Annotated in this window: 12 protein-coding genes; 6 read left to right on the forward strand and 6 right to left on the reverse strand. The window is 72.8% G+C overall.

Features of this window, described 5'->3' with window-relative positions; genetic code table 11:
• Positions 1–40 precede the first annotated feature (40 nt).
• On the reverse strand, positions 41–2,080 hold the full coding sequence (locus AL2_RS29695) for a DUF6077 domain-containing protein (RefSeq protein ID WP_067639432.1): 2,040 nt from the start codon (positions 2,078–2,080) through the stop codon (positions 41–43).
• Positions 2,081–2,319: 239 nt separating this feature from the next.
• Between AL2_RS29695 and AL2_RS29700 the strand changes: the two genes are divergently transcribed.
• On the forward strand, positions 2,320–2,817 hold the full coding sequence (locus AL2_RS29700; RefSeq protein WP_067639434.1) for a hypothetical protein: 498 nt from the start codon (positions 2,320–2,322) through the stop codon (positions 2,815–2,817).
• 37 nt (positions 2,818–2,854) lie between these two features.
• Here AL2_RS29700 and AL2_RS29705 read toward each other — a convergent pair whose 3' ends face one another.
• The 5 genes from AL2_RS29705 to aceA form a co-directional block, all read right to left on the reverse strand.
• Complete coding sequence (locus AL2_RS29705; protein WP_067639436.1) at positions 2,855–3,835, reverse strand: ABC transporter ATP-binding protein; 981 nt, start codon at positions 3,833–3,835, stop codon at positions 2,855–2,857.
• A gap of 10 nt (positions 3,836–3,845) precedes the next feature.
• Complete coding sequence (locus AL2_RS29710) at positions 3,846–4,688, reverse strand: ABC transporter permease (protein WP_067639438.1); 843 nt, start codon at positions 4,686–4,688, stop codon at positions 3,846–3,848.
• A complete protein-coding gene (locus AL2_RS29715; protein ID WP_067639440.1) occupies positions 4,681–5,469 on the reverse strand; it encodes an ABC transporter permease in 789 nt (262 codons plus the stop codon). Before AL2_RS29715 ends, AL2_RS29710 begins: the two co-directional genes overlap by 8 nt.
• A 103-nt stretch (positions 5,470–5,572) precedes the next feature.
• Complete coding sequence (locus tag AL2_RS29720) at positions 5,573–7,102, reverse strand: M1 family metallopeptidase (protein ID WP_067639442.1); 1,530 nt, start codon at positions 7,100–7,102, stop codon at positions 5,573–5,575.
• Between the two features lie 221 nt (positions 7,103–7,323).
• The gene (aceA, locus tag AL2_RS29725; RefSeq protein ID WP_067639444.1) at positions 7,324–8,607 is read right to left on the reverse strand and encodes an isocitrate lyase; all 1,284 of its coding nucleotides are present in this window, start codon (positions 8,605–8,607) and stop codon (positions 7,324–7,326) included.
• 149 nt (positions 8,608–8,756) lie between these two features.
• Here aceA and AL2_RS29730 point away from each other — a divergent pair, with 149 nt between their 5' ends.
• The 5 genes from AL2_RS29730 (at position 8,757) to AL2_RS29750 (ending at position 16,547) form a co-directional block, all read left to right on the forward strand.
• Entirely contained in the window at positions 8,757–10,193 is a 1,437-nt protein-coding gene (locus AL2_RS29730; RefSeq protein WP_067639446.1) for a helix-turn-helix domain-containing protein, read from the forward strand.
• A 139-nt stretch (positions 10,194–10,332) separates the two neighbouring features.
• The gene (locus AL2_RS29735; RefSeq protein ID WP_067639448.1) at positions 10,333–11,316 is read left to right on the forward strand and encodes a glucosyl-3-phosphoglycerate synthase; all 984 of its coding nucleotides are present in this window, start codon (positions 10,333–10,335) and stop codon (positions 11,314–11,316) included.
• Positions 11,317–11,407: 91 nt separating this feature from the next.
• Positions 11,408–12,637 carry an acyl-CoA dehydrogenase family protein gene (locus AL2_RS29740; protein ID WP_067639456.1) on the forward strand — a complete coding sequence of 410 codons (1,230 nt, stop codon included), beginning with the start codon at positions 11,408–11,410 and terminating at the stop codon, positions 12,635–12,637.
• Positions 12,638–12,924: 287 nt separating this feature from the next.
• On the forward strand, positions 12,925–15,819 hold the full coding sequence (locus AL2_RS29745) for a M36 family metallopeptidase (protein WP_245667029.1): 2,895 nt from the start codon (positions 12,925–12,927) through the stop codon (positions 15,817–15,819).
• A 74-nt stretch (positions 15,820–15,893) separates the two neighbouring features.
• A complete protein-coding gene (locus tag AL2_RS29750) occupies positions 15,894–16,547 on the forward strand; it encodes a TetR family transcriptional regulator (RefSeq protein ID WP_067639450.1) in 654 nt (217 codons plus the stop codon).
• Positions 16,548–16,569 lie beyond the last annotated feature (22 nt).

The raw sequence follows: 16,569 nt of genomic DNA on the forward strand, positions 1-16,569 counted from the left end.
CACAAAACGCACGTCATCCGGCCGGTCGAGGAAGGGAAGGTCAACGGGCCGGCGGGAAGAGGCAAACCAGGTGCCGGACCCGATGATCACCGCCGTAGCCCGCCTCCCGGAGAAGGGCCAGCCCGCGCGGGTCGTTGCCCCATGCGCACGCCACGTCCACCCCGACGCGTTCCAGGGCCGCCTTCACCGCGCCGCTCCCCGGCTTGTCGCCGTACCGCGTGCGGACCGCCTCGGTGAGGACTTGGCGGTCGTCGATGGCCTGGGCCGGGACGGGCAGCAGCTTCAGGTAGTGGCCGTTCGGGTTCACCGCCTGCGTCCGGACGGTCAGCAGCGGCACGACCCGCATGAAACCGGTCGGCATCAGGACCGTCGACCCGGGCCCGACGAGCCCGACGACGTCCCGCGTGACGCCGACCGCGTACGCGGAGACCTTCCACGACGGGCGGGACGCGACGACCGACCTGGCCGCGTTCGACCACACCGGCGTCCCGCCCGCGACGAGCGCGATGACCAGGGCCGCGGCGGGCAGGGCGGCGAGGGACGCGCGCACGGCGGCCCGCCGTCCGGGCGCGGGCGTCCGCACCGTCGCCAGCAGCCCGATCAGGACCGGCGCGGGGACGAGCCACATCGTCCGCCAGAGCACCTGGCCGGCGCCCGACACGCGCGCGGCCGACTCCAGGACGCCCGGAACGATGAGCAGGGTCAGCGTCGCCGCGACGCCCGTGACGATCACCGCGGGGACGCCGCGCCGGGCCGTCCAGGGCGCGAGCCACAGCGCGCAGCCGGCGAGCACTCCCAGCGTCGACTGAAGCAGGACCCACCGCCAACTGCCTGCGGCGTCGTGGACCGTGCCGACCACGCCCGTGTCTTCTTGGTACAGCATGACCACGATGCCGGAGCCGACCGGATAGGCCATCGCGACGCACGCGGCGACCGCGGTCCGGACGCGCCCGGCGGCGGCCAGCGCGACGGCCGCGGCCCCGGCGACCAGCGGCACGACGAACGCGGCGGACGAGGTGAGCCCGACCGCGGCGATCCCGGCGGCGGCGAGCAGCGCGAAATCCGTGCGGGACCGCCGCTCGGCCCACCGGGTCAGGTACACGAACAGCAGCGGCACCAGCACCGACACCAGCACCGCCTTGCCCTGCCACATGCGCAGGAGGTGGAACGAGCCGAGCGACGCCGCGCTCGTTCCCGTCCACAGCAGGTAGACCGACGCGACCGCGAAGCACAGGGCGGCGTTGCGCGGCGCCCAGGCCCGGGCCAGCCGCCAGGTCGCCCAGACGGCCAGGAAGCTGACCAGCGGCAGCACGAGGTACCACACGAAGGACGCCCCGGGGATCCCGAACAGCCGGGCGACGGCCCCGGCGAGGACCTCGATCGAGGACACCGGCGGCTCGCCCGCGATCGGGCCTGCCGTCCCGGGGGTGAAGATGACGTCCCGCAACGGGATCTCGCCGGTCGCGGCCGTCGCGACCGAGCGGGAGACGAAGTAGGCGTCGTCGCCGTCGGAGTTCACGATGAACAGCGACGCGGTCGCGAATCCCGCGCCGGTCAGGAGGGCCAGCGGCGTCCCCAGGCGGGTGTCGCCCCGGCCGGCGTGGAACGCGCCCCCGGTGCGGCCGCCGGGGGTCTCCGCGCCGGCCCGGCGCAGGATCCACACGGCGGACGCGGCGGCGCTCACGATCCCCGGCGCCCACGCGCACCACCAGGGGACGCCGGTGGAGTGCAGGCCCGCCGCCGTTCCCGCGGCGAGGCCCGTCACCACCGCGACGACGGCGAGCGGGCGCGGCGGCGCCTTCGCCGCCGGTCCCGCCCGGTGCGGCGGCCGGACGGGCGCGTCCCACCAGGCGCGCCGGGCGCCGTACAGCGCGCCGATCGCGCCGGCGGCGAGCAGCCAGACCACGAGCAGCGCGGACGTCGGCGGCCGGAGTAAAAGGCCGAGGTGGTACACCAGCGTCCACACCGCGAACAGCACCGTGAGCCCGTCGGTGGCGCCGTCCACCAGCCGTGTCGTCCGGGTCTCGCCCGGCCGGCCCCCGCCGCCCGTGGCGGTGACGCGGTCCAGAAGCTGGACCATCCGATCCCCCTTGCGCACGCGCGCGCCCATCGCCGTCACGCCTGCCGGCGGGGGGACCGGGAGCGGCCGGACGCGAGTCCTAAGCGATCTTGTATATGTGCGACGCCGTACCCAAGGCCCGAGTTCACATACATTGAGACGGAATTACTGCGCAGTACCCGATTCGCGTGTTGTGATTGGGGCGCTGTCTGAATCACGCGCGCCCGGTGGCGGGTGCGCTCGAATGGATGTGATGCGCGGTGCGGCACGCGTTCGGCTTCGTCCTCGGCGTCCTGCTGACGCCCGCGCTGGTCTACGGCGCGGCCTGGGGATACGTGCAGGCCGGCCAGTCCTTCGACGGCACCGGGCAGGAGATCACCGACCGCACCCGCATCTACGGCGCGTTCGCCCTGCTCGCCGCCGTGGGCCTGGTGATGGGCGTGATCATCCTCGCGCGGTGGGCGTCGCCGCTGGTCTCGCTGGTGCCCGCCCTCGCGCTGCTCGGCTTCACCGCCTGGTTCCTCGTCGACCCCGGCCGCGTCCTCGACCTGCCCGGCAAGGTGCCGCCGGCGGGCGACATGGACTTCGGGCTGCGCATGCTGCTCGGCTCCGGGCTGTACGGGATGATGGGGCTCGCGCTGCTGATGCCGTCGTGGGCGCCGCGCCGCTGGAGCGGCCACCGCGACGACGACGCCGCCGACCTGGACTTCTACTCCGCCATGGAGCGCGACCGGCACGCCGACCGGCGGATGCACTGACGGGCGGGGCCCGCACGAGGCCCGGCGTGACGGTCCGCTACGGCGCGACCGGGCGTCCCGAGCGCCGGTACGCGTGGTCGCCCCGGTAGAGCCCGGCGAGCACCTCCTCGATCCCGGCCTCGCGCAGCGCGATGTCGCGGATGTCGTGGTCGCGCGTCAGCGCCGCGATCACCGCGGCGGCGTTCGCCGAGCGCGGCAGCCGCAGCCACTGCCGCGGCCCCTCCACCCGTTCGGCCTCGATCCCGTCGAGGGCGATCGGCGGGCCCGGCCGGGCCAGCTCCACGACCAGCAGCCGGTCGGCGGCCACGGTGCGGCGCAGCTCGTCCAGCCCGCCGTCGTAGGCGAGCCGCCCGTGGTCGATGATCATGACCCGGCGGCAGAGCCGCTCGATGTCGCCGAGGTCGTGCGTGGTCAGCAGGATCGTGGTGCCGCGCTCGGCGTTGATGCGCTCCAGGAAGTCGCGGACGGTCGCCTTGCTCACCACGTCCAGGCCGATCGTCGGCTCGTCCAGGACGAGCAGCTCCGGGTCGTGCAGCAGCGCGGCGGCGAGGTCGCCGCGCATCCGCTGGCCGAGGCTGAGCTGCCGGACCGGGGTGTCCAGGAACGGCTCCAGCTCCAGCAGCGCGGTCAGTTCGGCGAACCGCGCCCGGTGCGCCGCGGCCTCCACCCGGTACAGCCGCCGGACGAGGGTCAGGCTGTCGCGCAGCGGCAGGTCCCACCACAGGGTCGTCCGCTGCCCGAACACCACCCCGAGCCCGCGCGCGAGGGTGGTGCGCCGCCGCGACGGGTCCAGCCCGCACACCCGCAGCCTGCCGGACGACGCGGTGAGGATCCCGGTCAGCATCTTGATCGTCGTGGACTTCCCGGCCCCGTTCGGGCCGAGGTACCCGACGAACTCGCCCCGCTCGACGGTGAACGACACGCCGTCCACCGCGCGCACGGAGTTGCGGCCCCGCCGCAGGCCGCCCGAGCGCACCCGGACGGTGAACGACTTGACGACGTCCGCGGCCTCGATCATGGGCACGGCATCAGCTCCCTGTCGATCGGTAGTGCCGCAGCCCCGCCCGCCACGCGGCCGCGCCCAGCGCGCACACCAGCACCGCGACCGCCGGGGAGGCGAACCGCGCGGCCGCCGGCAGCCCGAGCGGGTCGGGGCGGTCCAGGACGTACAGCGCGGGCTGCCAGTTGACGAACGCCAGCGGCACGACGAACGTCACCCCGCGCACGAAGTCGCGGGCGAACACGGTCATCGGGTACTGGGTGAGGAACGCGCCGCCGTAGGTGACCGACTTGCTCGCGCCGTGGCTGTCGACCAGCACGAACTGCACCGCGCCGGTCAGCACCCACAGCCCGCCGAAGATCGCCGTCCCGGACAGCACCATGACCGGGACGATCGCGACCCGGCCCGGCGTCCAGGCCACGTCCGCCTCCGCCAGCGCGTACGCCAGGACGAGCACGGCCGGGACGAGCTTGCCGAACCGCCGGGGCGAGAACTCCTCCGTCGCGATCTGCACGAGCGGGCTCACCGGCCGCACCAGCATCGCGTCCAGCGTCCCCTGCCGCACGTGGTACCCGAGCCGCTCGGTCGTGCCGAGCACGATGTCGGAGATGCCGAACGCCAGCGCCGACGTCCCGTACAGGAACAGCACCTCGGGCGCCGCGAAGCCGCCGATGCGCGGGGCGTGCGCGAACAGCAGCAGGATGGCGGCCGCGTCCAGCCCGGTGACGACCGCCGTCGTCAGCGCCAGCAGCACCATCGACACCGGGTACTGCGCCGCCGCGCGGATCCACGTCCACACCAGCAGCCCGTACACCCGGACTCCGCCGGCCGCCGTTGCGACCGCGGTTCCGGCCGGTGTGGGCTCAGCCACCGTGCACCACCAGCTTCCGCCTGGCGGCGCGGGTCAGCAGCCCTCCGGCCCCGAGCAGGGCCGCCGCCCACACCGCCTGGAAGGCCAGCGCGCCGAGGAGCCCGGCGCCGGTGTGCCGGCCGAGGAACACGTCCGCCGGGACCTGGATCTGCGCGGCCCACGGCAGCGCCCGCGCGGCGTCGCCGAGCCGGCCGGGGAAGACGACCAGCGGCAGGATCATCCCGGAGAAGAACAGCGACATCACGAGCGTGACGGCCTGCAGGCCGCGCTCGTCGTGCAGCCAGAACATCCCGAGCGCCACCAGGTACCGGATCCCGAAGCTCACCGTCACGGCGAGGACCGTCGCGACCGCGAACGCGGCGAGGTTCGCCGGGGCGGGCGCGCGGAACGGGAAGACCAGCGCACCGGCGAGCAGCGGCGGGGCGGCGCGCAGCAGCAGCGAGCCGGCCGCGCGGCCGAGGTCGTCGGCCAGCCACCAGCCCTGCAGCCCGACCGGCCGGTAGAGGTCGATCGCGACGTCGCCGTTGCGGATGCGCTCGGTGAGGTCCATCCCGCCGAAGATCTGCACCGGCCCGATCAGCGCCTGCGTGATGAAGCAGAAGGTGACGGCGTCGGCGGCGTCGTACCCGCCGAGGGACGGCCGGACGTCCCACAGCGCCAGCAGGACGTAGGCGCGCATGAAGCCGAAGGCGGTGTTGGTCAGCGACTCGGTCAGCGAGCCGAGCGGATACGCGGTGTGCCGCCGGAAGCCGTACCACCACACCCACGGAAGGACGCCCACTTGCCGGGAGCCTATAGAGCGGGCAGTGCTCCCACCACGTATTTCGACACAGAACCGGGCCCCGGCGGATCCGCCCCGGGGCCCGGTTCCCCGTGGGTGCGGGCTAGGGGAGCGGGGGCTTGATGGGGGAGTAGAGCCAGTCCTTGAAGAACCCGCTCAGGTCCTGGCCGGAGATCTGCTGCGCCAGCGACGTGAACTGCGCGGTGTTGCCGTTGCGGTACTTGTGCCGGGCGTACCAGGTCCGCAGCAGGGCGAAGAAGGTTTCGTCGCCGATCTTCTCCCGGAGGAACTGGAGCATCATGCCGCCGCCGTTGTAGACCCGGTCGTTGAACATGGTGTCGCGCTGCGGGTCGGCGGTCAGTACCGACCAGAACGGGCGTCCCTCACGGTCGGGGAACGGGCGCGCGGCGTAGGTGGCGCGGGCCGCGTCGTGGACGGTCCGCCCGCCGTTCACCTCCGTGTAGTACCAGGCGGCCCAGGTGGCGAAGCTCTCGTTCAGCCAGACGTCCTTCCAGCGCTCCGGCGACACCGCGTCGCCGAACCACTGGTGCGCCAGCTCGTGCGCGATCGTGCCGGTGCTGCGGACGGCGGAGTACACGGGCTTGCTCTGCGTCTCCAGCGAGAACCCGAGCGGCTGCCCGTTGAAGCGGGCGTCGTCGGCGATCGCGCCGGTGCTGCTGAACGCGTACTTCCCGAACGTCTCCGACCAGAGGTCGGTGACCTCGCTGGTGGTGTCGTAGAAGAAGCTCACCGCGTCCGGCTGGGCGGCGAGCAGGACCGGGTCGACGGCCGTGTAGTTGGGGACGCCGCCGGGCGTGCGGCCCTGCTTCACGTCCCACTTGCCGATGTCGATGGTGGTGAGGTAGCTCGCCATCGGGCTGTCCTCGCGCCACGTGAAGACCTCGGCGCGGGTCCGCGCGGCGCGGCGGCTGAACGAGGCGGCGGCGGAGCGGTGCCCGGTGAGGCGCCCGTTGGCGACGACCGTCAGGCCCTCCGGGACCGTGATGGTGTAGTCGTAGGTCGCCTTGTCGCTCGGGTGGTCGTTGACCGGGAACCAGGTGCGGGCGCCGTTCGGCTCGCCGCCGACGAAGGCGCCGTCGGGGGTGTGCAGGAACCCGTACGGGGAGCCGAACACGATCGGGGAGCCCACGATGGTCTGCGGCACGCCGCCGTACCTGACGACCGCCTGGAAGACCGAGCCCTTGCGCAGCCCGCGCGGCGGCGTGATGACCAGTTCCTGGCCGTGCCGTTCGTAGCGGGCCCGGTGCCGGTTCACCCAGACCTTCTCCACGTCCATGCCGGACAGGTCCAGGTCGAACCGCGACAGGTTCTGCGTGGCCCGCGCGGTGATGGTCACGGTGCCGTCGAGCTGGTCGTAGTCGGGGTCGTAGCCGAGGTCCAGCGAGTAGTGCCGGACGTCGTAGCCGCCGTTGCCCTCCAGCGGGAAGTAGGTGTCGCCGACTCCGGAGGCGCCGGGGGTGAAGCGCCCTTGGTGCCCGTGCTCGTGCCCGTGGCCGTGGCCGTCCGCGGTGGCGGCGGGCGCGAACGCCACGACGCTCACGGCGGCGACGGCGATCGGGAGCATCCGGCCGGGGATCGCCCGGGACCGGATGGACCGGGGGTGACGCGCCATCAGGGATCCTCTCTGCGAGTGATCAACTAGCGCGCTCACGATGCGCCGATTATCGGCCGCTGTCGAGATCCCTAGCCGCATGTGGCCGGGAGGGGAGGGGCCCGCAAGGGGCGCGGGAGGGGCGGGGCGGAGATGAGGCGGACACCGGAAGGCCCCCGCGGGTGTAGGAGCGCGGGGGCCTTCGGGGTCCGAGGGGGATCAGGCCGGAAGAGCGATGAGGATCAGTGGAACTGGCCCTCTTCCGTGGAGCCCTTCAGCGCCGTGGTGGACGAGTCGGGCGCGATCGCGGTGCTCACCATGTCGAAGTAGCCGGTGCCGGCCTCGCGCTGGTGCTTGACCGCGGTGAAGCCCTTCTCGGCCGCTGCGAACTCGCGCTCCTGCAGGTCGACGTAGGCCGTCATGCCCTCGCGGGCGTAGGCGTGCGCCAGGTCGAACATGCCGTAGTTGAGCGCGTGGAAGCCGGCCAGCGTGATGAACTGGAACTTGAAGCCCATGTGGCCGAGCTCGCGCTGGAACTTGGCGATGGTCGCGTCGTCCAGGTGCGCCTTCCAGTTGAAGGACGGCGAGCAGTTGTAGGCCAGCATCTGGTCCGGGTACTCGGCCTTGACGGCCTCCGCGAACTTGCGGGCCAGCTCCAGGTCCGGGGTGCCGGTCTCCATCCAGATGAGGTCGGAGTAGGGCGCGTAGGCCTTGGCGCGGGCGATGCAGGGCTCGATGCCGTTGCGGACCCGGTAGAAGCCCTCGGCGGTGCGCTCGCCGGTGATGAACTCGCGGTCGCGCTCGTCCGTGTCCGTCGTGATCAGGGTCGCGGCCTCGGCGTCGGTCCGCGCGATGATCAGGGACGGCACGTTGGAGATGTCCGCGGCGAGGCGGGCGGTGTTGAGGGTCTTGACGTGCTGCGAGGTCGGGATGAGGACCTTGCCGCCGAGGTGGCCGCACTTCTTCTCGGAGGCCAGCTGGTCCTCCCAGTGCACGCCCGCGGCGCCCGCGGCGATCATGCCCTTCATCAGCTCGAAGGCGTTCAGCACGCCGCCGAAGCCGGCCTCGGCGTCGGCCACGATCGGGGCGAGGAAGTGCGTGTCGCCCTCACCCTCGGCCCACTGCACCTGGTCGGCGCGCAGCAGCGCGTTGTTGATGCGGCGGACGACGGCCGGGACCGAGTTCGCCGGGTAGATGCTCTGGTCCGGGTAGGTCTGGCCCGCCAGGTTGGCGTCGGCCGCGACCTGCCAGCCGGACAGGTAGATGGCCTTGAGGCCGGCCTTGACCTGCTGGACGGCCTGCAGCCCGGTCAGCGCGCCGAGGGAGTGGACGTAGTCCTCCTCGTGCAGGAGGTTCCAGAGGCGCTCGGCGCCGAGGCGCGCGAGGGTGTGCTCCTCCTGGACCGAGCCGCGGATCCGCACGACGTCCTCGGCCGTGTAGGTCCGCTCGATGCCCTTCCACCGGGCGTCGGTCTCCCACTGTCGCTGCAGCTCCTGGGCTGCGCCCTTGAGGCGACTATCGCTCATCGTCTTGCCCTTCCGTGTCGTCCCCTGGGTGCTTGCAACGACTATGCCCCGACTGCAACCCCTCAATGAACTCGCGAGTAACGAAAGAAGTGCGAAATTTGTTGTACCATCAAGCCGTGACGACCTTGCGGCAAGAAGAACCCCTCAACTTGACGAGTGACGTAGACCTCGTCACCTTCGGCCAGCGGCTCCGGCACCTGCGGCGCGGCCGCGGGCTGACGCTGTCGGAGCTCGGCGGCCGCGTCGGCCGCGCCCCGTCCCAGCTCTCCCTGCTGGAGAACGGGCGCCGCGAGCCCAAGCTGTCGCTGCTGCAGGCCCTCGCCACCGCGCTGGAGTGCCCGGTGGAGGAGCTGCTGCGCCGCCAGCCGCCGAGCCGCCGCGCGCAGCTGGAGATCCAGCTGGAGGAGGCGCAGCGCGACCCGCTGTACCGGACGCTCGGCCTGTCGCACCTCAAGGTCGGCAAGCGGATGCCGAACGAGGTCATCGAGCATATCCTCGCGCTGTACGGGGAGCTGAAGCGCAGCCGCACCAAGCCGACCGCCAGCCCCGAGGAGGCGCGCAAGGCCAACGCCGAGCTGCGCCGCCAGATGCACGAGCGCGGCAACCACTTCGCCGACATCGAGCACGTCGCGTCCCAGACCCTCGACGCGGTCGGGTACCGGCGCGGCGCGGTCTCGCAGGGGCTGCTGATGACGCTGGTCGGCCACTTCGGCTTCAGCCTCCAGTACGTCCAGGACCTGCCGCGCTCCGTCCGGTCCGTCACCGACCTGCGCAACCGGCGGATCTACCTGGAGCGCGAGCAGCTCGGCATGCACACGCCGCGGACGATCCTGCTGCAGACCCTCGGGCACATCGCGCTCGACCACGACCAGCCGCGCGACTTCGCCGACTTCCTGCGCCAGCGCGTCGAGGCGAACTACTTCGGCGCGGCGATCCTGATGCCCGAGCGCAGCGTCGTCCCGTTCCTGCAGGAGGCCAAGGCGGCGCGCGAGCTGTCGGTGGAGGACCTCGCGGACGTCTTCTCCGTCTCCTACGAGATGGCCGCGCACCGCTTCACCAACATGGCGACCCACCACCTCGGCCTGCAGCTGCACTTCACCAAGAACGACGAGAACGGCACCATCTACAAGGCGTACGCCAACGACGGCCTGGCCTTCCCGCAGGACGAGGACGGCGCGATCGAGGGCCAGCGGATGTGCCGGGAGTGGGCCGGCCGGCACGTGTTCGGCGCCGCGGACCGCTTCTCCGTCTACTACCAGTACACCGACACCCCCAACGGGACGTACTGGTGCCTGTCGCACATAGATCCCAGCCACGAGCGCGATTTCGCGATCACGCTGGGCGTCCGGTTCGAGGACTCGCGCTGGTTCCGCGGCCGGGAGACGACCCGGCGGGTCAAGTCGGCCTGCCCGGACGGCGACTGCTGCCAGCGTCCCCCCAAGGAGCTGTCGGACCGCTGGGAGGGCATGGCCTGGCCGTCGGCGCGCGCGCACTCGCACGTCCTGTCCGTCCTGCCGCCCGGCGCGTTCCCCGGCGTGGACGACGCCGACGTGTACGAGTTCCTGGACAAGCACGCCGCCGAATGACCGGTGTGTTGCGCGCGCGTCAACTCTTCGGGTCGTTCCGTTCCCGCCCGTCCCGGAGGTGAATGATTTGGGAGGATCTGGCGTTCCCTGTAGCTGAGGGGGCGTCCGGTCCAAGACGGCCCAGAGGAGGGGAGAGCGCGTGCTGCCCGAGGTCGCGTCCTGGTCGAACCGCCGCACGAGCACGGCGGAGGACTGGCCGCCGCGCCTCCTGCTCGCCGCCAAGGGCGACACCGCGGTCAGCGTCGTGCTGCCGGCGCGGGACGAGGAGGCCACGGTCGGCGCGATCGTCGCCGCGATCCGGACCGACCTGATGGAGCGGATCCCGCTGGTGGACGAGATCCTCGTGGTCGACTCCCGCTCCGCGGACCGGACCGCCGCCGTCGCCGCCGCCGCGGGCGCCGACGTGGTCGCGCAGGACGCCGTCCTGCCCGCGCACGGCCGCATGTCCGGCAAGGGCGAGGCGCTGTGGAAGTCGCTGTACGCGACGTCCGGCGACCTGCTCGTGTTCGTGGACGCCGACCTGCGCGAGTTCACCTCGTCCTACGTCACCGGGTTGCTCGGCCCGCTGCTGACCGACCCGTCCGTCGGCTACGTCAAGGGCTGCTACGACCGCCCGCTCGTGGACGGCGAGCGCCGCGTCGAGGGCGGCGGCGGCCGGGTCACCGAACTGGTCGCGCGCCCGCTGATCAACATGCACTGGCCGCTGCTCGCCGGCGTCATGCAGCCGCTCGGCGGCGAGTACGCGGGGCGGCGCGCGCTGCTGGAGCGGCTGCCGTTCGTCACCGGCTACGGCGTGGAGCTCGGCCTGCTGCTGGACGTCTACCAGGACTCGGGCCTGGACGCGATCGCGCAGGTCGACCTCGGCCGCCGGGTGCACGCGCACCAGTCCACCGAGGCGCTCGGCGCGATGTCCGGGCAGATCATGCTGACGGCCTGGTCGCGGCTGGAGCGGCAGGGCCGGATGATCCCGCTCGAGGCCCCGGCCACGGCGCTCACCCAGTTCCAACGGCGCGCCGGCGGGCATGACGCCCGCACGACCGATGTCGCGGTGGGGGAGCGTCCGCCGATGATCGAGGTGCCCGGCTACGCGCCGGCCCGCACCTTCTCCCCGGGGTGCAGATAGGGGCCTGTGACCCGGGCCACGGTGTTACCCGCGGTAACGGCAATTGGTGCTACCGTTGGTAACAGCCATTGGACGAGAGGGTCAATTGATCATGACGAGCGCGGAGCAGACGCCGTTCTCCCTGGAACCCAGCGAGGACGTCCGTGAGGTCAGGGACTGGGTGCACGAGTTCGCCAGGGATGTGATCCGCCCCGCGGCGGAGGAGTGGGACGAGCGTGAGGAGACGCCCTGGCCGCTGATCCAGGAGGCGTCCAAGGTCGGCATCTACTCGCTCGACTTCTTCGCCACCCAGTGGCTGGAGCCGACCGGCCTCGGCATCCCGGTGGCGTTCGAGGAGCTGTTCTGGGGCGACGCGGGCATCGCGCTGTCCATCGTGGGCACCGGCCTCGCCGCCGCGTCCATCGCCGCCGTCGGCACCCCCGAGCAGACCACCGAGTGGGTGCCGCAGATGTTCGGCACCCCCGACGACATCAAGCTGGGCGCGTTCTGCGCGTCCGAGCCCGACGCCGGCAGCGACGTCGGCTCGATCCGCACCCGCGCCGTCTTCGACGAGGCCAAGGACGAGTGGGTGCTGAACGGCACCAAGACCTGGGCGACCAACGGCGGCATCGCCGACATCCACGTGATCGTGGCGTCGGTGCACCCCGACCTCGGCAGCCGCGGCCAGGCCAGCTTCATCGTCCCGCCGAACACGCCCGGCCTGAAGCAGGGCCAGAAGTTCAAGAAGCACGGGATCCGCGCCTCCCACACCGCCGAGGTCGTCCTCGACGGCGTGCGCATCCCGTCCCACCTGATCGTCGGCGGCAAGGAGAAGTTCGACGAGCGCATCGCGCGCACCCGCGAGGGCAAGAGGTCCAAGGGCCAGGCCGCGCTGAAGACGTTCGAGACGACCCGCCCGTCCGTCGGTGCGATGGCGCTCGGCGTGGGCCGCGCCGCCTACGACTACGCCCTGCAGTACGCGCAGGAGCGCGAGCAGTTCGGCAAGAAGATCGGCGACTTCCAGGCCATCGCCTTCAAGCTCGCCGACATGAAGACCCGCCTGGACGCCGCGCGCCTCATGGTGTGGCGCGCCGCCTGGATGGCCCGCACGGGCAAGGACTTCCAGAACGCCGAGGGGTCGATGGCCAAGCTCATGGCCAGCGAGATGTCGGTGTACGTCACCGAGGAGGCCATCCAGATCCTCGGCGGCAACGGCTACACCCGCGAGTACCCGGTCGAGCGCATGCACCGCGACTCCAAGATCTTCACGATCTTCGAGGGCACCTCGGAGATCCAGCGCCTCGTCATCGGCCGCACGATCACCGGACTGCCCGTCCGCTGACGCCGCGCCCGCCACGGCCGCCGCCCGCGCGGGGCGGGCCGTGGCCGACGATGGCCATCGTGCTCCGGCGGCCCGGTGCGCCGGTGCGGGGCCGGCGCCGGGCCGCCGGACACCTGGTCCATGGACGGGGGGTGCTGTCAAGGGCGAAGACCGCCCGGCATTCGGGTGTCCGAAATGTAATATCTCGCCATAGTTGCGCTTCTGGGGCGCTGCTTGTCTCTAGATCGGCCGGTTGATCATCCGGCCGACCCGAGAGCGGGCCGTCGGCCCGCCTCCAGGAGGCAAAGGTGCCCAGGACACGCTGGATCACCGTGACCGCGCTGGCGGCCACCGGAACGCTCCTCACAGCCGGCCTCGCGGCTCCCGGGCGGGCCGCACCCCCGCCACCGCGATCCCAGCCCCCCGGCGACCGTCCCGACCTGCCCGACAAGGACGCCCGCACCGGCCTGCTCGCCCCCACGACGGGCCAGCGGGGCGCCGCGCGCGGGGTGGACGTGCGGTGGAACAGGCTCGGCACGCCCGCCTCGGTGACCGCCGCGAAGCCCCTGGCGGACGGCCTGCCCGCCGACCCGGAGAAGGCCGCGCGCGCCTACCTCACCGGGCACCGCGGCCTGTTCGGCCTGGACGCCGCCGCCGTCGGCGCCCTGGAGAAGGTCGCGGTCAACCCCATCGGCAAGGGCGCGGCCGTGCTGCTGCGCCAGCGTTTCGGCGACCTGCCCGCCGGCTACGACGGGCTCGTCGCGGTCGGCGTCCGCGACGGCGAGGTCGTCTCGGTCACCTCGACCCTCGCACGCGACGACGCCGCGCCGGCGCCCGCGACGCTGTCCGGGGAGGAGGCGGTGGCCGCGGCCGGGCGGGACGCGGGAATCACCGTCTCCGGCAAGGCGACGCGCAAGGCGCGGCTCGTGGCCGTTCCCACCGCCGAGGGCGTCCGCAGCGCGTACCAGGTCACGCTCATCGACGGTTCCGGGTCCGAGCCCAAGGCCGTCACCTCCTACGTCGACGCCCGCACCGGGTCGGTGCTGGTACGCGAGAACCTCGTCGACCACGACAGCGACAACCCGCGCTGGTCGGTGTTCCCCGCGACGCCGTCCGGCGACCACTCGTCCCGCGACACCCGGCAGACCTGGTGCTTCGCCCCCGCGCGGGGCTGCCAGTACGTCGCCGGAGGCGATCCGTCCAGCGGACGGCCCTGGGACGCCGACCCGGCGACCGGCGCCTCGACCATGACCAGCCTGGGGAATTCGGCCCGCACCTACGAGAACCGCGTGAACGGCGACCCGTTCTCCGTCGGCACCCGCACCAGCGCGCCGAAGCCGGACCGGAACTACGACTACCCCTGGGCCGACCAGTGGTTCGAGAGCAAGTGCGACCCGGCGACGATGGACAGCCCGCAGGAGGCGGACGTCGAGTCCGCCATCTCCAACCTGTTCGTCCAGCACAACCGCATGCACGACTGGTCCTACCGGCTCGGCTTCACCGAGTCGGCCTGGAACATGCAGGTCGCCAACGGCGGCCGCGGCGGTCTCGGCGGCGACCCCGAGCAGGGCAACGCGCAGGCCGGGGCGAGGATCGCGAGCATCCGCGACAACGCGAACCAGATCACCCCGCCCGACGGCACGCCCGCCATCAGCAACATGTACCTGTGGCAGCCGATCGCGGGCGCGTTCTACCCGCCGTGCGTCGACGGCGACTTCGACATGAGCGTCATCGGGCACGAGTACTCCCACGCCATCTCCGGCCGCATGATCGCCGGGCCGGACGCCGGGTGGAGCGGGCCGCAGGCCGGGGCCATGAACGAGAGCACCTCCGACCTGTTCGCGATGGAGTACCTCAACGAGTACGGGTTCCGCACGCCCGGCCGGACGCCGTACGTCACCGGCGCCTACGTCACCGGTGAGCCGCGGTCCGGGATCCGCAACTACGACATGAGCCGGAGCCCGCTCAACTACAGCGACCTCGGCTACGACCTGGTCGGCACGCAGGTCCACGCCGACGGCGAGATCTGGACCGCCACCCAGTTCGACGTGCGCCAGGCGTTCGTCCAGCGGTACGGGTCCGGCAGCGCCTCCCTGCAGCGCAAGTGCGCGGAGGGCACGGTGCCGGTCGACCGGTGCCCGGGCAACCGGCGCTGGGCGCAGCTGTCGTTCGACGCGCTGCTGCTCATGGCGACCGGGGCGGTCAGCTACGTCGACCACCGCGACGCCCTGCTCGCCGCCGACACCCTCCGCTTCGGCGGCAGGGACCACGCCATGATGTGGAAGGCCTTCGCCCAGCACGGCCTGGGGGAGGACGCGGCCAGCGACGGACCCCGCGACGCGGACGCGCGGCCGAGCTTCGCCTCGCCGATGTCGCGCGACGCCCACGTGACGCTGAAGCCGGCCGGCGACGCGAGTCACGGCAAGGTCCGGCTGTACGTCGGCGACTACGAGGCGCGGGCCGTCCCGGTCGCCGACACCGACCCGGCGACCCCGCTCGGCGCGACCTTCGACATCACCCCCGGCCGCTACTCCTTCGTCGCGGTCGGCGAGGGCTTCGGCCACAAGCGGTTCACCGCGACGATCGGCTCGCACCGGCGGACGCTGCCGGTCGCGATGTCCCGCAACGAGGCGGCGACCGCCAACGGCGCGACCGCCGCGGGCGACGGCGCGTCCCAGCCGGCGCTGCTGGACGAGACCGAGGCGACCGACTGGCAGTCGGTGCAGGCCCCGGTCGCGGGGCGCCAGGTCACCGTCGACCTCGCCGGCGACCGCCCGGTCAAGGTCGGGCGGGTGCAGGTGAGCGCGATGCTGCGGCCGTCGGCGGCCGGCGACCCGGAGGGCGCCGGCTCGGCGCAGAACCGGTTCACGGCGCTGCGCGCCTTCCGGCTGCTGGCCTGCGACGCCACCCGCGCCGACTGCGCGCAGGACGCCGCGTACCGGACCGTCTACACCAGCCCGGACGACGCGTTCCCGGCCGACCGGCCGCGTCCGACGGCGCCCGACATCATCCTGCGGTCGTTCGACCTGCGGGACACCACGGCGACGCACCTGCGGCTGCAGGTGGTCTCCAGCCAGTGCACCGGTGCGCCGGCGTACGCGGGCGAGCAGGACGCCGACCCGCGTTCGAGCACCGACTGCGGCACCGCGAGCCCGCTGGCGGGCGTCGTCCGGGCGGCCGAGCTCCAGGCGTTCGCCCGGTAGCCGCGAGCCCCGCGGCGGCACCGCCGAGGCAGGGCGGTGTTGTCGCGGGGTAACACCCCCGATACCGTTCTGTCATGACGAACACGGCGGGCAGGCCCGGGTCCGGATCGCGCCGCGACCCCGGCCGCCGCCGTGCCCTGCTGGAGGCCGCCGACCGGGTCATCCAGCGGGAGGGCCCGGAGGCGTCCATGGCCGCCATCGCCGCGGAGGCCGAGATCAGCAAGCCGATCCTCTACCGCCACTTCGGCGACAAGAGCGGCCTCTACCAGGCGCTCGCCGAGCGGCACACGCGCAAGCTGATCGAGGGCATCCGGGACGAGTTCTCCCGCGACGAGCCGGTCCGCGACCGCACCCGCTCGACCATCGACACCTACCTGTCGACGATCTCCAAGAACCTCAACCTGTACCGGTTCCTGATGCACCGGGCGAGCGCCGAGGACACGGCCACGCACAGCGCGATGAGCACGATGATCCGGGACGTGAGCCGGGAACTGGCCGAGGTGATGATCGCCGAGGGCGAGATGACGGACCGGACCCGCGCCTACGTGTGGGGCCACGCGATCGTCGGCATGGTGCAGACCGCCGGCGACTGGTGGCTCGACCACGCCGGGGAGGTGCCGCGCGAGGCCGTGGTGGACGGGCTCACCGACCTCGTCCTCGGCGGGCTGCCGGCCGCCGCGTCCGGCGTGCGCGCCCCGCGGCCGCCCGGCGGCCCGGCCGCCCGCTGAGGAGGCGGCCGGGCCGCCGGCG

It is taken from the genome of Actinomadura latina NBRC 106108 (assembly GCF_001552195.1).
GTDB lineage: Bacteria > Actinomycetota > Actinomycetes > Streptosporangiales > Streptosporangiaceae > Spirillospora > Spirillospora latina.